Origin of the sequence: Streptomyces sp. SudanB5_2050, from assembly GCF_964272335.1 — a bacterium.
Lineage (GTDB): Bacteria > Actinomycetota > Actinomycetes > Streptomycetales > Streptomycetaceae > Streptomyces > Streptomyces rochei.
In genome coordinates this window covers 4,377,576-4,397,796 of the sequence record NZ_OZ186760.1, presented here as the reverse complement: position 1 = coordinate 4,397,796, position 20,221 = coordinate 4,377,576, and the positions used below count along the sequence as shown (strand labels likewise).

The following is a 20,221-nucleotide window of genomic DNA, read 5'->3' as shown; positions in this document are numbered from 1 at the left end:
CCGGTCCCAGGTGCCGTCAAGCGGTCACGGGGGTCCTGGCGAGCAGCAGGACGACGACGTACGTCTCCTCGACGACTCCGTCCGGGAAGGCGGCCAGGAGGTGCCGGCGCTCGTCGGCCAGGAAGGCCGCGCGGCGTTCGGCGGTGTCGGTCAGGAAGACGGAGTGGCTGGTGAGGTTGGCCAGGTGGGTGTCGACGGGGACGCGCCGGCTCCACCGGATCTCCCGGCGGACGAGTCCGAGGCGGTCGGTGGGGTCGGCGATGCCCGGGCCGAGGTCCCGTCGCTCGGCGGACAGCTCGTGGTCGAAGTGCCGGTCGACGCGCCGGGCCGCCTCGGCGATCCACGGCACGTCGAGGGCCTCGGTGTTCCACCACAGCGCCAGCGTGCCGCCCGGACGCAGCACGCGGAGCGCCTCCGGGACGGAGAGCGCGGGGTCGGTCCAGTGCCACGCCTGGGCGTAGGTGAGGAAGTCGGCGCTGTGGTCGGCGAGGGGCAGGGCGTTGCCGTCGCCCCGGACGATCGGCACGCCGGGCAGTGCGCGGCGGAACTCGACGGCCATGCCGGCGCCGGGTTCGACGGCGATCACGTCGGCGCCGCGCGCGTGCAGCCGGGCGGTGGCGATGCCCGTACCGGCGCCGACGTCCACGACGCGGGAGCCGGCCAGGGGGCGGCCCGCGTGCTCCTCCAGGGCGTCGAAGAGGGCGGGCGGGTAGGAGGGGCGGTTGGCGGCGTACTGGGCCGCGGCCGAGTTGAAGGAGTGGGCCCGGGCGGTGTGGGCGGCGGACCGCGCCGACGGTGGGATGGCGCCGTGTGTCGTCATACGGCCATGGTGGCCCGGGGCGCGGTGGGGAGCGGGGCGGTTCCTCGCTAGCGGCGGCGGCGCTTCTTCGACGGGTTGCCCGAGCGGCGGGTGGTGCGCTTCTCGTACTCCTCGCGGGCCTTCTCGTACTCGGCGCGGTGCAGTTTCTCGCCGGGGGCCTCGGTGAGGGTGCGGAAGAAGTAGGCGAGGAGCGAGCCCACGAAGCCGATGGCCAGCAGACCGCGCAGGGAGGACTGGCGGTCGGGGTCGGGGCGGGTGCCGAAGGCGGACCAGGTGTGGCGGAAGGCCAGGGCGCTGCAGATCGCGAACATCACGATCATCAGCAGCGAGACGAAGCTGCCGATGTCGGCGATCTGGAGGCCCTGGTAGGCGATGCGGAGGACGAAGCAGGCGGCGGCCGCCGCGGCCAGGGAGCCGACGGCGAGGCCGATCCGGCGGGCGGTGTAGCCGTTGTCGTGGTGCACCCAGGTCGTGCCGTAGAACCGGAGGGGTTCGGGGCGGGGACCCGCGGGGGTGTCCGGGCTGCCGGTCTTGCCGTTCTCTGCGCTCACGGGTCGATTATGGCGCCGGTGCGGCGCGGGCCCCGGGCGGGCCCGGCACACCGGACGGGGCTCCTGGGAGCCGGCGTGCGTCAGCCGCCCTGGCCGGCGCTGCCGAGCGGGCCGACCTGCACCGGGGTGCCGGAGCCGTCCGTGACGGGCAGCGTGGCGCCGCCCGGCCAGTCGAGGGTGACCGACTTGGTCTCGTCCGGCGGGGTCACCACGAGCCCCGTGATGCGGACGCCGGAGCCGCCCGAGTCGTTGATCGGGTAGGTGATGCCGAAGGTGATCCGCTCCCCGTCCTTCAGCACCACCGAGGGGGCCGGTTCGCCCGTGCGCTCGGCGGACAGGGTGCCGGAGTCCGTCTTCAGGTCGACGCCCGCGTGGCCCGCGAGGGAGCAGTCCCGGCCGCCGCCGTTCTTCAGGTCCACCGCGACCGTGCCCCGGTCGTCGCCGCCGACCGTGGCGTCGATCGCGGTGATCTCCAGCTCGTCGGTGCGGCACTTGGCGGCCTTGCCGTTCTCGACGGAGCCGCCGGAGCCGCCGGAGCCGCCCGTGGCGGTCGTGCCGTCGCCGCCGCCGGTGCCGGCGGGGCTCTTCCCGTCGGCTTCCGTGCCGCCCTGCTGGTCGGAGCCGGTCGAGCCGGAGCCGCCGGTCGAGGAGGCGGCGGACGCGGCCGGCGACGCGGCGCCCCGGTCGGTGCCGTCGTCGTCGTTCTGGCAGGCCGTGAGCGAGAGACCGGCGGCGAGGGCCATGGCGGCGATGGTCAGCTTGTGAACGCGCATCGTTGTCTACCTCAGAGTCGGTTGGCGTGCCGGTCCGCCCGTACCCATCGGTGCGAGCGGGCGTTGCTGACCACCAAGACCCGTTCGGCCCGGCACGCCGTTCCTCTCGGCAACCTCCTAATACGCCCTCAGGACAGCCCTGTTACAAGGTCAGCAGCGCGGGGCCACATAGCCGTCGCTGCCGGTGCGGACGTACGCGTCGGAGACGTACTGGCCGCTGCCGATGTTGTCCCAGACGCTCGACGTGCCGTACGGGCCCGAGACCCGGGTGCCCGACGTCTGGCAGACGATCTGGACCCTCGACCCCTCGGGCAGGACCCGCACGACGGCGTAGCCGGTGCCGGGACCGCTGCGCACGTTCAACCGGTAACCGGGCGCCACCGGGTAGGAGCCGGCGGCAGCGGCGGTCGTGGTGACGGCCTGCGCGATCGTGTTCTCGTCCTCGCCCGCGGCGTCCGTGAGCTGGTCGACAGACATGGAAAACCTCCCCCGTTCACCCCACGCGTCTCGTGGGGTCACCTTGATTCCCCTGGAACAAGCTACGAAACACCAGTTCGCAACTCGCACGCGGAGGCTAGCAAGCCTCCTCGGCCCCGTCCGCACCATCGACTAGGCTCCGAGCGTCGCGCGCGCGAACGAACAGCACGGGGGTGGTTCCATGGCGCCGCAGCCGAACGCCGGAGCGGGCGCGGAAGCGGAACTTCCGGAGTACGCCGGTCACTACCGCCTGGAGTCCCGTCTCGGCTCGGGCGGCATGGGCGTCGTGCACCTGGCCCGGAGCACCTCCGGGATGCGGGTCGCGGTGAAGGTGGTGCACGCCTCGTACGCCAGGGACCCCGAGTTCCGGGGACGCTTCCGGCAGGAGGTGGCCGCGGCGCGGCGGGTGAGCGGGGCCTTCACGGCGCCGGTCGTCGATGCCGATCCGGATGCCGGGCGGCCCTGGATGGCCACGCTGTACATCCCCGGCCCGACGCTCTCCGAGCAGGTCAAGCGGAACGGCCCCATGGAGCCCGACCAGTTGCGCCGGCTGATGGCCGGGCTCGCGGAGGCGCTGCGCGACATCCACCGGGTGGGGGTCGTGCACCGGGACCTGAAGCCGAGCAACGTGCTGCTCGCCGAGGACGGACCGAAGGTCATCGACTTCGGCATCTCCCGGCCGAAGGACAGCGAGTTGCGCACGGAGACGGGGAAGCTGATCGGCACGCCGCCGTTCATGGCGCCCGAGCAGTTCCGGCGGCCCCGGGAAGTGGGGCCCGCGGCTGACGTGTTCGCGCTCGGGTCGCTCATGGTGCACGCGGCGACCGGGCGTGGGCCGTTCGACTCGGACAGCCCGTACGTCGTCGCCTACCAGGTCGTGCACGACGAACCGGACCTGACCGGCGTACCGGAGACACTCGCGCCGCTGGTGCTGCGGTGCCTCGCCAAGGAGCCCGGCGACCGGCCCACGCCGGACGAGCTGATGCGGGAGCTGCGGTCGGCGGCGGCGGCTTACGACACCCAGGTGTTCATACCGGCACAGCGGGAACGGACCGAGACCCCGCGGGAGGCCGGTCCGGAACCCGCCCCTGGGGCTCCCGTCGAACCGTCGGACCCGTCGGACCCGTCGGACCCGTCCCAGCGGTCCGGACGGTCCGGGCCGGTCGCGCGGTCCGGACGGTCCGGGCGGGTCGCGCGGCGGCTGGGGAAGCGGTCGGCGCTCGTCGCCGGGGCGGTGGGGCTCGCGGTGACCGGGAGCCTCGTGGCCGTGCACTCGTTCGGCGGTGCCGAGCCCGCGGGCACGCCCACCGCGCGGAGTGCGTCGGGCGGGTTCGGGGCGTGGGAGGTGGTGCCCGCGGCGAGCGGCGGCGGGATGCCGCAGTGCTCGTACGCGGCCCGGCGACTGCTGTGCGCGCGGCCCGGTCTGGTCTTCGCCCTCGACCCGGCCGACGGCGGCACCCTGTGGCGGCACCCCGTCGAGGAGGCCGTGCGCGACGAACCGCCGGTCGTGTCGGGCGGGCTCGTGCAGCCCGAGGTCGGCCTGCTGGGCCCGCTGGAGGCGCTCGACCCCGCCACCGGCGAGCCCGCGTGGCAGGAGGAGATGCCCGCGTACGACGGACTGCGTACCGTCGGCGACATGCTGCTGCTCACCCGGGCCGACGGCATGGTCACCGGCGTCGACAGCGCCACGGGGCGGACCGAGTGGGCGCGCCGGATCCCCGGGCAGGCGGTGCCGTACTTCACCTCGTTCGCCGGGGAGCGGCGGCCTGCGGCGTACGCGACGAGCCCGAGCGCGGACGGACGGCGGACCCGGGTCACCGCGGTGGACCCGGCGAGCGGGGACGTGCGCTGGGACACGGAGCTGGCGGGGGCGCTGAAGCCCGTGGGGGCCGCGGACGGCTCCGTGTTCCTCGTCGCCGAAGGGGCGACCTACGGCGACGTCAGGAGCGTGGTCCGCTACACGCCCGCCACCGGGGCGACCCGGCGGGTGGTGCTGCCGATCCCGGTGGAGCAGGCCCAGGCCGGGGTGCACGGGGACACGGTGTACCTCATGGGCGCGGGCGGCTCGCTGGTGGCCGCCGACATGGCGGCGGGGAAGCAGGCGTGGCGGCTGGAGACGGGTGTGAGCCGGGGCTCGACGCCGGTCTCCGACGGTCGGCACGTGTACGTCACCGCACCCGACGGGCGGCTCCTCGGTGTGGACGCCCGCGCGGGCAGGCTCCTCGGGCAGACCCGGCCCCGGCTCGGCCCCGACTCCGACAAGGTGCCCGCGTCACTGCCGGCCCCGCTGCTCGCGGGCGGGTACGTGTACGCCGGGGCGCCGGACGGGACGGTGTTCGGGGTGGCGGGGCGGGACCCGGGGGCCTGGTAGGCGGCCGGGTCCCGGGTCCCCCGGTGGGACCTCAGCCCAGCTTGCTCACGTCGCGCACGGCGCCCTTGTCGGCGCTGGTCGCCATCGCGGCGTACGCCTTCAGGGCCGCGGAGACCTTGCGGTCGCGGTTCTTCGGGGCGTACCGGCCGCCCAGCGCCTGCTCGCGGCGGGTCAGCTCGGCGTCGTCCACGAGCAGCTCGATGGAGCGGTTCGGGATGTCGATGCGGATGCGGTCGCCGTCCTCGACGAGGGCGATGGTGCCGCCGGCCGCCGCCTCGGGCGAGGCGTGGCCGATGGAGAGGCCGGACGTGCCGCCGGAGAAGCGGCCGTCGGTGACCAGCGCGCAGGTCTTTCCGAGGCCGCGCCCCTTCAGGTACGAGGTCGGGTAGAGCATCTCCTGCATGCCGGGGCCGCCCTTGGGACCCTCGTAGCGGATGACGACGACGTCGCCCTCCTTGACCTGCTGGGTGAGGATCTTCTGCACGGCCTCCTCCTGCGACTCGCAGACGACGGCCGGGCCCTCGAAGGTCCAGATCGACTCGTCGACGCCGGCGGTCTTGACGACGCAGCCGTCGACGGCGAGGTTGCCGCGCAGTACGGCGAGGCCGCCGTCCTTGGAGTAGGCGTGCTCGACGGAGCGGATGCAGCCGTTCTCGGCGTCGTCGTCCAGGGAGTCCCAGCGCTCGGACTGGGAGAATGCCTCGGCGGAGCGGACGCAGCCGGGGGCCGCGTGCCACAGCTCGACGGCCTCCTGGGAGGGCGAGCCGCCGCGGATGTCCCAGGTCTTCAGCCAGTCGGCCAGGGACGGGCTGTGGACGGAGTGCACGTCCTCGTTGAGCAGGCCACCGCGGTGCAGTTCGCCGAGGAGGGCGGGGATGCCGCCCGCGCGGTGCACGTCCTCCATGTAGTACGTGCGGTCCTTGGCGACGTTCGGCGCGACCTTGGCGAGGCACGGGACGCGGCGCGAGAGTGCGTCCATCTCGGTGAGGCCGTAGGCGACCTCCGCCTCCTGGGCGGCGGCCAGCAGGTGCAGGATCGTGTTGGTGGAGCCGCCCATCGCGATGTCGAGCGCCATGGCGTTCTCGAAGGCCGCGGGGGTGGCGATGCTGCGGGGCAGGACCGAGTCGTCGTCCTGCTCGTAGTAGCGGCGGGTCAGGTCCAGCACCGTGCGGGCGGCGTTCTCGTAGAGCGCCTTGCGGGCGGTGTGGGTGGCGAGGACCGAGCCGTTGCCGGGGAGGGAGAGCCCGATGGCCTCGGTGAGGCAGTTCATCGAGTTGGCGGTGAACATGCCGGAGCAGGAGCCGCAGGTCGGACAGGCGTTCTCCTCGATGCGGAGGATGTCCTCGTCGGAGATCTTCTCGTTGACCGCCTCCGACATCGCGTCGACCAGGTCCAGGGTGCGGACCGTGCCGTCGACCAGGGTGGCGCGGCCGGACTCCATCGGGCCGCCGGAGACGAAGACCGTCGGGATGTTCAGGCGCAGCGCCGCGTTGAGCATGCCCGGGGTGATCTTGTCGCAGTTGGAGATGCAGATCAGGGCGTCGGCGCAGTGGGCCTCGACCATGTACTCCACGCTGTCCGCGATCAGGTCGCGGGAGGGGAGGGAGTAGAGCATGCCGCCGTGGCCCATGGCGATGCCGTCGTCCACGGCGATCGTGTTGAACTCGCGCGGGATGCCGCCGGCCGCGACGACCGCCTCGCTGACGATCCGGCCGACGGGGGCGAGGTGGGTGTGGCCCGGCACGAACTCCGTGAAGCTGTTGGCGACGGCGATGATCGGCTTCCGCCCGATGTCCGCGCCGGGTACACCGGAGGCACGCATAAGGGCGCGGGCGCCCGCCATGTTGCGGCCGTGGGTGACAGTGCGGGACCTCAGTTCGGGCATCGTCGCTCGCTCCTTCGGAGAGTTATGACTGCCGTCGAGCGTACGCCCGTCTTCCAGGGGTCGGGACGGGGTGTCCGGAATGCGGGATGCCCGTCTCGCCGGCGGCTGCCCCGGCGGGTGCCGGGAGTGACCTCAGGGGCCGGTGAGATGGCCTTGTACGACCGGTGCGAGGCGGGCGACCAGCTCCTCCGGGTCGGCCGAGGCCAGCGGCTCCACCTTGATCACGTAGCGGAGCATCGCGCAGCCCACCAGCTGCGCCGCCGCCAGTTCGACGCGCAGCTCCGCGTCGGGCCGCTCCAGCCGGGCGGCGACGCGGCGCATCACCTGGGCGGCGATCAGCCGGCGGAAGACGGCGGCGGCGGTCTCGTTGTTCACGGCGGAGCGGACGATGGCCAGCACCGGCTTGCGGGTGGACGGGTTCTCCCACACGCCGATGATGAACCTGGTCAGCCGCTCGCCGACGTCGTCGAGGGGGCCGTCGCCGATCGCGTCCGGGGCCTGGAGGGCGGGCGCGAAGGCGACCTCGATGGCCGCCTCGAAGATCTGTTCCTTGGTGCCGAAGTAGTGGTGCACCAGCGCGGCGTCGACGCCCGCCGCCTTGCCGATGCCGCGTACCGAGGTCTTCTCGTAACCGCGCTCGGAGAACTCCTCGCGGGCGGCGGTGAGGATGCGGGCCCGGGTGCCGGCGGACTCCGCGCCCGGGGGCCGGCCGCGGCGGCGGGTCCCCTCCGGGGTACCGGTCACCGCCCCCGCGCCTTCGCCGCCGACGACGACGCCAGGTGCAGGCGGGTGAAGGCCAGCGCCTCGGCGAGGTCGGCCTCACGTTCGGCGCTGGACATCGCGCGACGGGTGTTGACCTCGATGACGACGTGGCCGTCGAAGCCGGTGTGCGCGAGGCTCTCCAGCACCTCGGCGCAGGGCATGTTGCCCCGGCCGGGGACCAGGTGCTCGTCCTTGGCGGAGCCCTTGCCGTCGGCGAGGTGGACGTGACCGAGGCGGTCGCCCATGCGCTCGACCATGGCGAGGGCGTCGGTGCGGGAGGTCGCGGCGTGGCTGAGGTCGATCGTGAAGTGGCGGTAGTCGTCCTTCGTCACGTCCCAGTCGGGGGCGTACGCCTGCATCTCGCGGTCGCGGTAGCGCCAGGGGTACATGTTCTCGACGGCGAACCGTACGTCCGTCTCGTCCGCCATCCGCCAGACGCCGTTCACGAAGTCCCGGGCGTACTGGCGCTGCCAGCGGAACGGGGGGTGCACGACCACCGTGCTCGCGCCGAGCTTCTCGGCGGCGGCGCGGGCGCGCTGGAGCTTGACCCAGGGGTCGGTGGACCAGACCCGCTGGGTGATGAGCAGGCACGGGGCGTGCACGGCCAGGATCGGCATGTGGTGGTAGTCGCTGAGCCGGCGCAGGGCGTCGATGTCCTGACTGACCGGGTCGGTCCAGACCATGACCTCCACGCCGTCGTAGCCGAGGCGCGCGGCGATCTCGAAGGCCGTCGCCGTCGACTCCGGGTAGACGGAGGCGGTCGACAGGGCGACCTTCGCATCCGGGATGCGGACTACGTCCCTTGGTTCTGCCACGGGGGCCAGGTTACGGGGTGGGGATCGGGGGCCGCGGGGTGCCTGGGCGTCGTTGTGGTGAGTGACATAGCGCGGAGGCGGGTGCGTGGGGGCTCGCCGGGGCGGTGCGGGGCGGGCGCGGGCGGTGGTGTGGGCAGGCGTACGGGGCGGGTGCGGGCGGTGGTGTGGGGCGGGCGTACGGGGCCGGCGCGGGCGGTGGTGTGGGGCGGGCGTACGGGGCGGGTGCAGGTGGTCGCGTGGGTGCCTGCTCGGGTGGTCCCGCGTCGACACGGTGCCGGGCCCTTTCGGGGCGGGTCATCCCTGGCCCATGTGGTCCAGACGCCGGAGAATCACGCCCTCCCTCAGGGCCCACGGGCAGATCTCCAGGCTCTCCACGTGGAAGAGGTCCATCGCGGCCTCCGCGACCAGGGCGCCGGCCAGCAGCTGGTTCGCGCGGCCCTCGGAGACGCCGGGCAGCTCGGCGCGCTCGGCGGTGGTCATGGCGCCCAGGCGGGGCACCCACACCTCCAGGGAGGCGCGTTTCAGCTCGCGCTGGACGTACAGGCCCTCGGCGGAGCGGGCGGCGCCCGCGATGCGGGCCAGCTGCCGGAAGGTCTTGCTGGTGGCGACCACGTGGTCGGGGGCGCCGAAGCGGCTGAACTCGCCGACCGTCCGGGCGATCTCCGTACGTACATGGCGGCGCAGCGCCCTGACGTCGTCCGGGTGGGGCGGGTCGCCGGGCAGCCGGGCGGCGGTGAGCCGACCCGCGCCGAGGGGCAGCGACACGGCGGTGTCGGGCTCCTCGTCCATGCCGTAGGCGATCTCCAGGGAGCCGCCGCCGATGTCGAGGACGAGCAACTTGCCCGCGGACCAGCCGAACCAGCGGCGGACGGCGAGGAAGGTGAGCCGCGCCTCCTCCTCACCGCTGAGGACGGTCAGCTCGACGCCGGTCTCGGCGCGCACGCGTGCGAGGACGTCGTCGGCGTTGGTCGCCTCGCGCACGGCGGAGGTGGCGAACGGCAGCAGATCCTCGACACCCTGGTCCTCGGCGGCGCGCAGGGCGTCGTGGACGACCGCGATCAGGCGGTCGACGCCGTCGGGGCCGATCGCGCCGTCCTCGTCCAGGAGCTGGGCGAGGCGCAGGTCGGCCTTGTGGGAGTGCGCGGGCAGCGGGCGGGCGCCGGGGTGGGCGTCCACCACCAGCAGATGCACCGTGTTCGAACCCACGTCGAGGACACCGAGTCTCATGTACGGAACGCTACTGCCGACGGGGCGGACGGCGGCACCGTGTTCGCGCTCGGGCGACTTACCCTGGAGCCGTGCCAAAGACGAAGAAGGCGAAGGACGACAAGTCGGCCAAGCAGGAAAAGAAGCGGGTAAAGAAGCACGAAATGGGCGACGAGAAGGGGCTCGACTTCGCACGCGCGTGGGTGGAGTTTCCCGATCCCGCGGACGACGAGCAGGTCTTCCGCTGCGATCTGACATGGCTGACCTCTCGTTGGAACTGCATCTTCGGCAGCGGCTGCCAGGGCATCCAGGCCGGCCGCGCGGACGACGGGTGCTGCTCGCTGGGCGCGCACTTCTCCGACGAGGACGACGAGAAGCGGGTCGCCGAGCACGTGGCGCGGCTCACGCCGGACATCTGGCAGCACCACGCCGAGGGCACGCGGGGCGGGTGGGTCTCCGAGGACGACGAGGGCTCCCGGCAGACCCGGCCGTTCCAGGGGTCCTGCATCTTCCAGAACCGGCCCGGTTTCGCGGGCGGGGCGGGGTGCTCGCTGCACATCCTGGCGCTGAGGGAGGGCCGGGAGCCGCTGGAGACCAAGCCGGACGTGTGCTGGCAGCTCCCGGTGCGGCGGACGTACGAGTGGATCGACCGGCCCGACGACACGCGTGTGCTCCAGGTGTCGATCGGTGAGTACGACCGCCGGGGGTGGGGGCCGGGCGGTCACGACCTGCACTGGTGGTGCACCTCGGCGACCTCGGCGCACGGCGCGGGGGAACCGGTGTACGTCTCCTACCGGCCGGAGTTGATCGAGCTGATGGGCAAGGCGGGGTACGACCGGCTGGTCGAACTGTGCGAGGAGCGGCTGGCGTCGCAGTTGCCGGTGCTGGCGCCTCATCCGGCGGACCCGGGGGTGGGTGGCCGCTGAGGTCGGGCGGGGCCGAGGGGGCCGGGGGCCGGCGGGGCTCGTCGGGCAGCTCCTCAAGTCGGCGAGGCTCGTCGGACGGCTCCTAAGGGGTGGTGGGGCTCGGGTCGCCGGTGTCGCTCGGGGGCGGTGAGGAGCCGTCCGGGTCGCCGGGGCCGCCCGTTTCGCCCGAGCCGTCGGTGGGCGACGGGTCGTCGGTCGGGGTCGGGTCCGGGTCGGGGCCGGGTGAGGTGGGCGGCGGGTCGTCCGTGGGGGACGGGTCGGAGGGCTGCGAGGTGGAGGGGTCCGGGCCCGGCCCGGGGTCCGACGGGGGCGGGGAGCCGCCGGGTGTGCTGGGGTGCGGGCCCGGGTGGGACGGGCTGGGGGCGGTGCCGTAGCCCTGGATCGAGACGACGGCACCGGCGGGTGCGACGGCCACACGTGCGCGCCAGTGGCCCGAGGGTTCGCGCAAGTGGTCGACGTACACCTTGATCGTCAGGGACTCGCCGGGGTGCAGGGTGCCCGAGGACTGGCTGAAGTAGAGCCAGGGGGCGGCGGTGGTCGCGGACCAGCGCACCGGTGCGTCGCCGGTCGCGGAGAGGGTGATCAGCGTGGTGTCGCCGTCGTGGCCGGCCGTCACCCCCAGGTGCCCGTTCCGCTCGCCGGCGCCCGGGACGCTCACGACCTCGACGGAGACGTCGGCCTTGCCGTTCTTGCCGAAGCGGGGGCCCGGGGTGGTGCTGGCGTTGCCGGCGTTCTCGTAGCCGTGGCCGTCGTGCGCGGACTCGCCGTCCAGGCCGCCGGGGTCCTGCGCCTCGGTGGCGCTGGCCGAGCGGCCGTCCTCGCCCTCGACGACCGGGGTGCCTCGGTAGGCCGCCCACAGGGCGAGGACGGGGGCCGCCACGACGGTGGCGACGACGGTCGTGGTGACGGCACGCGCGCGCAGGCGGTCCCGGCGGGCCGCGCGGTCCTTGGGGTCCATGGGGAAGCCGCGCCGGTCGAAGCGGGGGGCTGCGCTCCGTGCGCGCGGGAGGTGCGCCATCGCCAGGTGCAGCGCCGCGCGGGGGGCTTCCAGTACGGGCAGTTCGGCCGGGGTCACGCTGGTGCCGGGCCAGCGGCCCGGGATCGCGCGTTCGGCGGTGCGGCGGCAGCGGGGGCAGTCGTCCACGTGCCGGACCAGTTCGCGGCGGAGGGCCGCGCTCAGTACGTACTGGTTGTCGCCGGTGAGGCGGGCGACGCCGGGGCAGGTGCCGGTCTCGACCACGGCGAGGGCGGCGCGGGTGCGTTCCACCTCGCAGGCGGCGGAGGCGAGCAGTTCCCTGGCGGTGGCCAGGTCCAGGCCGAGGACGGCGGCGACCTCGTGGGCGGCGAGGTGGTGGCGCACGGCGAGTTCGAGGGCCTCGCGCTGCTCGGGGGTGGTGCCGGCGGCCTCCGGCCAGGCGAGGAGGGCGAGTTCGCGTTGTTGCTGCTCGGTGCGGGGGGTGTGGGCGGTGTGCCCGGTCTGAGCGGTGTGCGCGGTCTGAGCGGTGCGGGAACGCGGGTCCTGGGGGTGGGCTCGGGGGGTGGAGCGGCCTGCGGCGTGGCTGCTCGGACGTTTCTGCTTGGCTTCGGCGAGCCTGCGCAGGCAGGCCCAGCGGGCCAGCGCGTACAGCCAGGCCCTGCGGTCGGCGGCGGAGCCGGGGCCCGGGCCGCGGTTGCCCCGGCCCCTGCGCTCGGCGAGGGCCAGGGCGTCGCCCAGGGCGGCGGTCGCCGCGTCGTGGTCGCAGAGGACGGACAGACAGTACGTGAACAGGCCGTCCAGGTAGGCGTCGTAGCGCGCGGGGGGTCGCTCCGCCAGCGTGCGCGCCGCGGTGCGGTCACGCGACTCCCGGTGCGCCCGGTGTGCGCCGGTCGTGCGGGTCGTGGTCTCCGTACTGCTGCTCATCACTCGGCGACCGTAGGGGGCTATGGGTGGCGCGAACTGGCGCGTTGGGCACTTTTAATCCGTACGGGTGAAACGATCCCTCATAAGGGGACAGGAAGCCGTTGTTCCGCGGATGGGGCGGGGTGGGGGGTGGTCCGTTCGGGGTGGCGGGGGCGGTTGTCTGCGGGTTGGTGGGTGGGGTGCCTGCGGCGCCGCTGCGGGTTCGGTGGGGGTGCGCGTAGCGCGATCCGTTGTGGGATGGGACGGGGCCGCGCCGGGGGGTGTCCGTCCTCGGAACGGCGCGAAATCGGTGGGCTACGGGGGTGAACGGCGCGGACGCGCCAACCGCTGCGGGCGGACACCCCCCGACACGTCCCCTCCCCGCCGTACGCGGCTACCCGTACGTCCCACCGCAGCTGCCATAGCCGCCGCCGCTGCGGGCAGTCATCCCACCCAGCTGCGGCCATCCCCTCCCCCCGCAGCTGCGGGCAGTCGTGCCGCTGGGGCGGCACGGGTGGGCGCAGCGGCACCCCGTCGGCGCCGGGCTGCGCACCCACCCCCCTCGCGCCGGGGCTGCCGGATGGGCCGCGCGGTGGGGATGTCAGTGGGGCCGGTTACGGTTCGTGCATGGCTGCCCGTGCGAAGACCAGCAAGGAACGGCCGTCCTACCGCTGCACCGAGTGCGGCTGGCAGACGGCCAAGTGGCTCGGCCGCTGTCCCGAATGTCAGGCGTGGGGCACGGTCGAGGAGTACGGCGCGCCCGCCGTGCGGACGACCACGCCGGGGCGTGTCACCACGTCCGCGCTGCCGATCGGGCAGGTCGACGGACGGCAGGCCACCGCCCGCCCCACCGGTGTGCCCGAGCTGGACCGGGTGCTCGGCGGGGGGCTGGTGCCCGGGGCCGTGGTGCTCGTCGCGGGTGAGCCCGGCGTCGGGAAGTCCACGCTGCTGCTGGACGTCGCGGCCAAGTCGGCCAGTGACGAGCACCGGACGCTGTACGTCACGGGTGAGGAGTCGGCGAGCCAGGTGCGGCTGCGGGCCGACCGGATCAACGCCATCGACGACCATCTGTATCTCGCGGCCGAGACCGACCTCGCGGCGGTGCTCGGGCATCTGGACGCCGTGAAGCCGTCGCTGTTGATCCTCGATTCCGTGCAGACGGTCGCCTCTCCCGAGATCGACGGGGCGCCCGGCGGCATGGCGCAGGTGCGGGAGGTCGCGGGGGCGCTGATCCGGGCGTCGAAGGAACGGGGGATGTCGACGCTGCTGGTGGGCCACGTCACCAAGGACGGGGCCATCGCCGGGCCCCGGCTGCTGGAGCACCTGGTGGACGTGGTGCTGCATTTCGAAGGGGACCGGCACGCGCGGCTGCGACTGGTGCGGGGTGTCAAGAACCGGTACGGGACGACGGACGAGGTCGGCTGCTTCGAGCTGCACGACGAGGGGATCACGGGGCTGGCCGATCCCAGCGGGCTGTTCCTGACGCGGCGTGCCGAGCCGGTGCCCGGGACCTGTCTGACGGTCACCCTGGAGGGGCGCCGGCCACTGGTGGCCGAGGTGCAGGCGCTGACCGTCGACTCGCAGATCCCCTCCCCGCGGCGCACGACGTCCGGGCTGGAGACCTCGCGCGTGTCGATGATGCTGGCCGTGCTGGAGCAGCGCGGGCGGATCAGCGCGCTGGGGAAGCGGGACATCTACTCGGCGACGGTCGGCGGTGTGAAGCTGTCCGAACCGGCCGCCGACCTGGCGGTGGCGCTCGCGCTGGCGAGCGCCGCGAGCGACACCCCGCTGCCCAAGAACCTCGTCGCGATCGGCGAGGTCGGTCTCGCCGGTGAGGTGAGACGGGTCACGGGGGTGCAGCGCAGGCTCGCCGAGGCGCACCGCCTGGGCTTCACGCACGCCCTGGTGCCGACCGATCCCGGCAGGGTCCCGGACGGCATGAAGGTCCTGGAAGTCGCGGACATGGGTGACGCCCTGCGGGTGCTTCCGCGCTCGCGTCGCCGAGAGGCCCCACGGGAGGAGGAGGACCGCCGGTAGACTTTGCCCTGGTCTCGCCCGTCCGTACGACCGAGTGTGCGACACGGGAGCGCCAGAAGAACCTGCGACCGGAGGAGTGCAGTGGCAGCCAACGACCGGGCAGCAGCTCCCGGAAAGTCCGGTGGGAGTGCCGGTGCCGATGGCCTGATGCGCGCCTCGCTGAGCGCGGTGGCGCCCGGCACACTGCTGCGGGACGGCCTGGAGCGGGTCCTTCGCGGCAACACCGGCGGTCTGATCGTGCTGGGCTCGGACAAGACCGTCGAGTCGATGTGTACCGGTGGCTTCGTGCTGGACGTGGAGTTCACCGCGACGCGGCTGCGGGAGCTGTGCAAGCTCGACGGCGGCATCGTGCTCTCGTCGGACCTGTCGAAGATCCTGCGGGCGGGGGTGCAGCTGCTGCCGGACCCGACCATTCCGACCGAGGAGACCGGTACGCGGCACCGCACGGCGGACCGGGTGAGCAAGCAGGTCGGGTTCCCCGTCGTGTCGGTCTCGCAGTCGATGCGACTGATCGCGCTGTACGTGGACGGGCAGCGCAGGGTGCTGGAGGACTCGGCCGCTATCCTGTCGCGGGCCAATCAGGCGCTGGCGACCCTGGAGCGCTACAAGCTGCGGCTGGACGAGGTCGCGGGCACCCTGTCGGCGCTGGAGATCGAGGATCTGGTGACCGTCCGGGACGTCTCGGCGGTCGCGCAGCGGCTGGAGATGGTGCGCCGGATCGCCACCGAGATCGCCGAGTACGTCGTCGAGTTGGGCACGGACGGGCGGCTGCTCGCGCTCCAGCTGGACGAGTTGATCGCCGGGGTCGAGCCCGAGCGTGAGCTGGTCGTTCGGGACTACGTGCCCGAGCCGACCGCCAAGCGGTCCCGCACGGTCGACGAGGCGCTGGCCGAGCTGGACAAGCTCAGCCACGCGGAGCTGCTCGAACTCTCGACCGTGGCGCGGGCGTTGGGGTACACCGGGTCGCCCGAGACGCTGGACTCCGCGGTGTCGCCGCGCGGGTTCCGGCTGCTGGCGAAGGTGCCGCGGCTGCCGGGCGCGATCATCGACCGGTTGGTGGAGCACTTCGGTGGTCTGCAGAAGCTGCTCGCCGCGAGCGTGGACGATCTGCAGACGGTGGACGGTGTCGGCGAGGCGCGGGCGCGCAGCGTGCGGGAGGGACTGTCGCGCCTGGCGGAGTCGTCGATCCTGGAGCGGTACGTCTGAGCCGGCGCCGCCGGGCCCGGCTCAGTCGTTCTTCAGGACGAAGGACGTCCGCACCTTCTCGAACCCTTCGGCCTTCGCCTCCACCAGGTACGTCCCCGCCTTGGCCGAACCGGCCGGCGGCGTCCCGCACTCGGGGGCGCTCGGCTTGCGGTCCCACTTCACCGTGTAGGTGATGCCGCTGCCCGCGGCCACCCGGTACCGCAGGCTGCCCGCGCCCTTCACACAGTCGTCGGAGGACCAGTACGCGTCCTCCCCCTCGGCCGGCGTGATCGTGAACACCGCGTGCTCCGGGCCGAGATCGACCTTGCAGTCGGCGGCGGACGTGTTGCGCGCGGTCAGTTCGAAGGTGGGGGTCTGGCCGGGCGTGTAGGTGTTGCGGACGCTGCGCAGGCTCAGCTTCACGGCGCCCGGCGTGCAATCGGCCAAGCTCGAGCCGCCGGGCAGCGCGTCGCCCGCGCCGACTCCGGTCGCCGCACCGCCCGCGGAGCCGCCCGTGCCCGCACCGCCGCCGGAGCCGCTCCCGGCGCCACCGCCGGCGCCACCGGAGCCACCGGAGCCTTCGCCGCCCGCTCCCCCGCTGCCCGTGCCCGAACCCGACCCGTCGGAGTCCCCGCCGTCCGACTCGTCGCGTCCGCCCGGCGCCTCACTGATCGCCGGGCCGGAACCCGAGGGTCCGGGAGTGATCGACGGGGCCGGGTTCTTGCCGTTGGCGCCGTCCTCGCGGTCCTTGCCGCCGTCTCCGCCGCCGGCGACCACGATCCAGGTGATCAGAAGTGCCAACAGGGCGAGCAGGGACAGCAGTACGGCCCTCCGTCGCCAGTAGATGGAGGAGGGAAGCGGCCCGACCGGATTGCGCAGAGATCCCACGGCGCAAACTGTACGAGAGATCGGTGCGTTCCCTCGTCCCACCCGCCGTTCAGGACCGTATCTTTTGCGGATCATCATTCCGGAGACGGCCCCGGACCCCCTGCCGATCGTCAGGGGCGGCACGTGTCGATCGCAGGGTGTGACGGTGACGGGCCGTTGCCTACCGTCCGTGAGCATGAACTTCGACGACGAGCTGTACCGCGACATCACCGGCTTCGCCCACGACACCCCAACGTGGGTACAGCACACGGCGGAAGTGTGGACGGAGGCCGGAATCCTGTTGTTCGGGGCGATGTTCGTCGTCGCCTGGTGGCGGTCGAGGAGCGGTAGCCCCCGCGCGTTCGCGATCGCGGTCCTTGCACCCGTGGCCACGGCTGTGGCGTACGTCTGCAGTGAGGTGGTCAAGTCCGGTTTCTCGCAGGAGCGTCCGTGCCGGGCGGTCGCCGGAGCGGTGCCGTCCCTGGCCGAGTGCCCGCCGACCGGTGACTGGTCCTTCCCCAGCAACCACGCGACGATAGCGGGCGCTTCGGCGGTGACGCTGGTGCTGGTGCGGCGGGCGCTGGTGTGGCTGACGGCCCCGCTGGCCCTGCTGATGGCCTTCTCCCGGGTCTTCGTCGGCGTGCACTATCCGCACGACGTCGTCGCCGGGCTGGTGTTCGGCGCGCTGGTCGCCGCCGTGGCCGTGCGTGCCGGTACGCGTCCGGCGACGCGGCTGGCCGAGGCGTTGCGGACGTCGTCGGCGCCGGGGGTGCGGTGGCTGACCGGCACGGGGCCGCGTGCCGCTTTCGACCGGCGGCGTTGAGGCGGCTCAGCCGTCCGCTTCGACCAGGCCCGCCTCGTACGCCACGATCGCCGCCCGGACCCGGTTGCGTACCTCCAGCCGGTCCAGGACCGCGCTCACGTACGCCTTCACGGTGCCCTCGACGAGGTGCAGCCGGGCGGCGATCTCCGGGTTGGACAGGCCGGCACCGACGAGGCCGAGGACCTCGCGCTCGCGGGGACTGAGGAGGGCCACGCGGGCGCGGGCCCGTTCCTGGCGGGCGAGGCGGCCGCCGTCCCGGCCGAGGTCCTCGACCACGTACCGGGCGACCTTCGGGGACAGGAAGGCCGCGCCCTCCGCCACGGCCCGTACGCCCGCCATCAGTTCGTAGGGGTCACCGGACTTGAGCAGGAAGCCGGTGGCTCCGGCCGCCAACGCGCGGGCCACGTAGGACTGTTCGGAGAAGGTGGTCAGCATGGCGACGGCCGTTCCGGGGACGGTCCGGACGATCTCCTCGGCGGCCGTCAGGCCGTCCAGGCGGGGCATGCGGATGTCCAGCAGGGCCACGTCGGGGCGGTGCGCGCGGGCGAGTTCGACCGCCTCGCGGCCGTCGCCCGCCTCGGCGACGACCTCGCTCTCGCCGCCGCTCGCCAGGATGGCGCTCACACCGGCCCGCACCATCGCCTCGTCGTCGGCCAGCAGTACCCGGATCACCGTGTGGGCCCCCCGTTCTCCGTGCTCTCCTCGCGGTCGGGGTCCGGCCGGCCGACGCCGGGGACCACGTCCTTGCTGATCAGTCTCCCCTGCCGATCCGGTGTGTCGAAGCAGAGCCGGAAGTGGTCGATGGAGACGAGCAGTTCGCCGCTGGCCCGGTAGTAGCGGCAGTGGGCGCCCGCCGGCGGTGCGGGGGCACGGTCGGTGGGCGGGTCGTGCGCCTCGCGGTCCGGGAGTACGGGGGCGACCTCGTCGTACGGCGTTCCCGGGCGCAGCTTCGCGTACGCGGCCGGGGTGAGCACCGAGTGCGTCTCCGTGTACGCGTACCAGCCGAAGGCCGCGCCGACCAGGACGGCGCCCGCACCGGCGGCGGCGCCCAGGCCGAGGGCGACGCGGCGGCGGGCGCGGGTGAAGGGCGCGGTGACGGCCGTGAGGGTGCCGGCGGGGGACCCGGCCGGTTGCCGGGCGGAGGTGGTGGACCGCTGTGCGGGGACGTACGCCCGGACGCGGAACCCCTCGCCGTGCGGGCCGGCCCGGAAGTCGCCGCCGACCGAGGTGACGGCGGCGCGCAGCCCGAGCAGGCCCGAACCGCCGCGCGTCGCGGTCGCCTCCTGGGTCGGCGGGCCGTTGGTGACGGTGACGGTCGTGCCGTGGGCATGGTTCCGGACCGCCACGACGACCGGGGCGCCCGGTGCGTGCCGGGCCGCGTTGGTGAGTGCCTCGCGCACCACGCGGTGCAGGAGGCGCGCGGTGACGCCGCCGGGTTCCGGCGCCTCGGCGGCGGTGGTGTCGCTCGGTTCCTCCCAGCGGACGGGGAGCCCGGACTCGGCGGCACGGGCGACGAGTTGTCGGACGCTCTCCCCGGCGGGGGCGAGCGGGACGGGTTCGTCGTCCTCGCGCAGTACGCCGATGATGCGGTGCAGGTGGTCGGTGGCGTCGGCGGCGGCCGCGCGCAGGTCGGCCGCGGCGGCGCGGTGGTCGGTGGCGAGACCCGGCGAGACCTGGAGGGCGGCGGCGCGCAGGGCGAGCAGGCTCAGCTCGTGACCGAGCGAGTCGTGCATGTCCTGGGCGATCCGGGCCCGCTCGCGCAGCCTGGCCCGTTCCTCGGCGTGCCGCTGCTCGTCCTCCAGCCGGGCCGCCTTCAGCCAGCCGGCCTCCGCCAGCGCCCGGCTCTGACGCCAGTAGCGTCCGCAGAGCCAGGGGAAGACGCAGCCGAAGAGCAGCGTGCCCGTCAGGACCAGCCACTCCGGCGGCGGGTCCACCCCGACCAGCGCGATCCGCGCCGTACCGACGAGGGCGATGGCCACGAAGGCGGCCACCGCGGGGCGGGAGCGCGGTGCGCGCAGGCCCAGCAGCACGGCGAAGACGCCGAGGGCGGGGCCGTAGGAGACGCTGAACAGCGCGGGGGTGGCGGCCAGGCCCAGGGCTGCCGTGAGGGCGAAGGAGGCGAGCGGCTGCCGCCGGGAGAGCGCGGCGGCAGCGGCGAGCACCGCAAGTCCGGCCAGCTGCTGCCACAGGGGCCGCGGCTCGTTCATCCCGAGCCGGTCGGCGGTGACGGCGGGCAACGCCAGCACCGCCCAGAGGAGCACTCCCCTGCCGAGGGCGGCGGGGCCGGGAGGAGGGCCGGGGGCAGCGTCGCCGCCCGGGGCGGGGGCGGTACGGGCAGCGGGGCCGGGGGCGTCCTCGTCGCCGAGGGTGGAGGCGGGGCCGGTGCCGGCCGCAGGGGCGCCCTGGGTGCCGGAGGCGGGAGCGAGGTCGGCGACGGCTGCCCCGGTGGCGGGGGCGGGACCGGTGGCGGGGGCGGGGCCGGCGGCAGTACCGGCCAGGGCGTCCCCGCCGGAAGCGCCCTCCGTAGCGGCGCCGGGGCCCGTACCCGGGGTGGGAGCGTCGCGGTGAGGCGCACACCGGGCCGGGCCGCCGGGCTCGGGAGCGGCCCCGGCGGGGGCACCAGACGCGGTGGCGGCCCAGACCCGGCGGGAGCGCCAGACCCGGTGGCGGGGCCAGACCCGGCGGGAGCGCCAGACCCGGTGGAGGCCGCGGCGGCCCCGGTGGCCGTTCCGGTGGCGGAAGCGCCGTCGGCAGCCGAGGCAGCGGCAGCGGTGGCGTTGGCGGAGGCAGCCACCTCGGCGGATGCCGTACCGGTGGCGGCGGCAGCAACGCCGGCGGATGCCC

The 20,221-nt window shown here is 74.2% G+C and carries 17 protein-coding genes; 5 read left to right on the top strand and 12 right to left on the bottom strand.

The annotated features are described in order from the left end of the window. Nucleotides 1-16: 16 nt before the first annotated feature. From ACFZP7_RS19595 to ACFZP7_RS19580, 4 genes are all read right to left on the bottom strand, one after another. Complete coding sequence (locus ACFZP7_RS19595; RefSeq protein ID WP_385634999.1) at nt 17-820, bottom strand: class I SAM-dependent methyltransferase; 804 nt, start codon at nt 818-820, stop codon at nt 17-19. 47 nt (nt 821-867) lie between these two features. After that, nucleotides 868-1,371: a hypothetical protein gene (locus ACFZP7_RS19590; protein ID WP_031022662.1), complete on the bottom strand. Its 504-nt coding sequence runs from the start codon at nt 1,369-1,371 to the stop codon at nt 868-870. Between the two features lie 80 nt (nt 1,372-1,451). Next, nucleotides 1,452-2,144 carry a DUF4232 domain-containing protein gene (locus tag ACFZP7_RS19585; RefSeq protein WP_385634997.1) on the bottom strand — a complete coding sequence of 231 codons (693 nt, stop codon included), beginning with the start codon at nt 2,142-2,144 and terminating at the stop codon, nt 1,452-1,454. Nucleotides 2,145-2,294: 150 nt separating this feature from the next. Next, a complete protein-coding gene (locus tag ACFZP7_RS19580; RefSeq protein WP_109204751.1) occupies nt 2,295-2,621 on the bottom strand; it encodes an SH3 domain-containing protein in 327 nt (108 codons plus the stop codon). A 181-nt stretch (nt 2,622-2,802) separates the two neighbouring features. Between ACFZP7_RS19580 and ACFZP7_RS19575 the strand changes: the two genes are divergently transcribed. After that, nucleotides 2,803-4,992 (top strand): serine/threonine-protein kinase, encoded by a 2,190-nt coding sequence (locus ACFZP7_RS19575; RefSeq protein ID WP_385634995.1) that lies wholly within the window; start codon nt 2,803-2,805, stop codon nt 4,990-4,992. A 31-nt stretch (nt 4,993-5,023) separates the two neighbouring features. Here ACFZP7_RS19575 and ilvD read toward each other — a convergent pair whose 3' ends face one another. The 4 genes from ilvD to ACFZP7_RS19555 form a co-directional block, all read right to left on the bottom strand. Continuing rightward, nucleotides 5,024-6,877: a dihydroxy-acid dehydratase gene (gene ilvD, locus ACFZP7_RS19570; RefSeq protein ID WP_385634993.1), complete on the bottom strand. Its 1,854-nt coding sequence runs from the start codon at nt 6,875-6,877 to the stop codon at nt 5,024-5,026. A 132-nt stretch (nt 6,878-7,009) separates the two neighbouring features. After that, nucleotides 7,010-7,621 carry a TetR family transcriptional regulator gene (locus ACFZP7_RS19565; protein WP_019331132.1) on the bottom strand — a complete coding sequence of 204 codons (612 nt, stop codon included), beginning with the start codon at nt 7,619-7,621 and terminating at the stop codon, nt 7,010-7,012. Further along, complete coding sequence (locus ACFZP7_RS19560; protein WP_019331133.1) at nt 7,618-8,454, bottom strand: sugar phosphate isomerase/epimerase; 837 nt, start codon at nt 8,452-8,454, stop codon at nt 7,618-7,620. The genes ACFZP7_RS19565 and ACFZP7_RS19560 overlap by 4 nt, the downstream gene beginning before the upstream one ends. Before the next feature lie 294 nt (nt 8,455-8,748). After that, the gene (locus tag ACFZP7_RS19555) at nt 8,749-9,681 is read right to left on the bottom strand and encodes a Ppx/GppA phosphatase family protein (RefSeq protein ID WP_029394664.1); all 933 of its coding nucleotides are present in this window, start codon (nt 9,679-9,681) and stop codon (nt 8,749-8,751) included. A gap of 71 nt (nt 9,682-9,752) precedes the next feature. Between ACFZP7_RS19555 and ACFZP7_RS19550 the strand changes: the two genes are divergently transcribed. After that, nucleotides 9,753-10,586, top strand: coding sequence for a hypothetical protein (locus ACFZP7_RS19550; protein WP_062130085.1), 834 nt, complete (start codon nt 9,753-9,755; stop codon nt 10,584-10,586). Nucleotides 10,587-10,668: 82 nt separating this feature from the next. Here the strand turns inward: ACFZP7_RS19550 and ACFZP7_RS19545 are convergent, their stop codons facing one another. Continuing rightward, entirely contained in the window at nt 10,669-12,486 is a 1,818-nt protein-coding gene (locus ACFZP7_RS19545; protein WP_385634991.1) for a BACON domain-containing protein, read from the bottom strand. Nucleotides 12,487-13,092: 606 nt separating this feature from the next. Between ACFZP7_RS19545 and radA the strand changes: the two genes are divergently transcribed. After that, entirely contained in the window at nt 13,093-14,502 is a 1,410-nt protein-coding gene (gene radA / locus ACFZP7_RS19540) for a DNA repair protein RadA (RefSeq protein WP_019331015.1), read from the top strand. Between the two features lie 81 nt (nt 14,503-14,583). Continuing rightward, the gene (gene disA, locus ACFZP7_RS19535) at nt 14,584-15,708 is read left to right on the top strand and encodes a DNA integrity scanning diadenylate cyclase DisA (RefSeq protein ID WP_029394644.1); all 1,125 of its coding nucleotides are present in this window, start codon (nt 14,584-14,586) and stop codon (nt 15,706-15,708) included. A 21-nt stretch (nt 15,709-15,729) separates the two neighbouring features. Here disA and ACFZP7_RS19530 read toward each other — a convergent pair whose 3' ends face one another. Beyond that, nucleotides 15,730-16,575: a hypothetical protein gene (locus ACFZP7_RS19530; RefSeq protein WP_185908290.1), complete on the bottom strand. Its 846-nt coding sequence runs from the start codon at nt 16,573-16,575 to the stop codon at nt 15,730-15,732. A 175-nt stretch (nt 16,576-16,750) separates the two neighbouring features. Between ACFZP7_RS19530 and ACFZP7_RS19525 the strand changes: the two genes are divergently transcribed. Beyond that, a complete protein-coding gene (locus tag ACFZP7_RS19525; protein WP_031021930.1) occupies nt 16,751-17,377 on the top strand; it encodes a phosphatase PAP2 family protein in 627 nt (208 codons plus the stop codon). 6 nt (nt 17,378-17,383) lie between these two features. On the opposite strand, the gene ACFZP7_RS19520 is transcribed toward ACFZP7_RS19525, so the two are convergent. Both ACFZP7_RS19520 and ACFZP7_RS19515 read right to left on the bottom strand, forming a co-directional pair. Continuing rightward, the gene (locus ACFZP7_RS19520; protein WP_019331019.1) at nt 17,384-18,049 is read right to left on the bottom strand and encodes a response regulator transcription factor; all 666 of its coding nucleotides are present in this window, start codon (nt 18,047-18,049) and stop codon (nt 17,384-17,386) included. After that, complete coding sequence (locus ACFZP7_RS19515) at nt 18,046-19,623, bottom strand: sensor histidine kinase (RefSeq protein WP_385634989.1); 1,578 nt, start codon at nt 19,621-19,623, stop codon at nt 18,046-18,048. The genes ACFZP7_RS19520 and ACFZP7_RS19515 overlap by 4 nt, the downstream gene beginning before the upstream one ends. Nucleotides 19,624-20,221 lie beyond the last annotated feature (598 nt).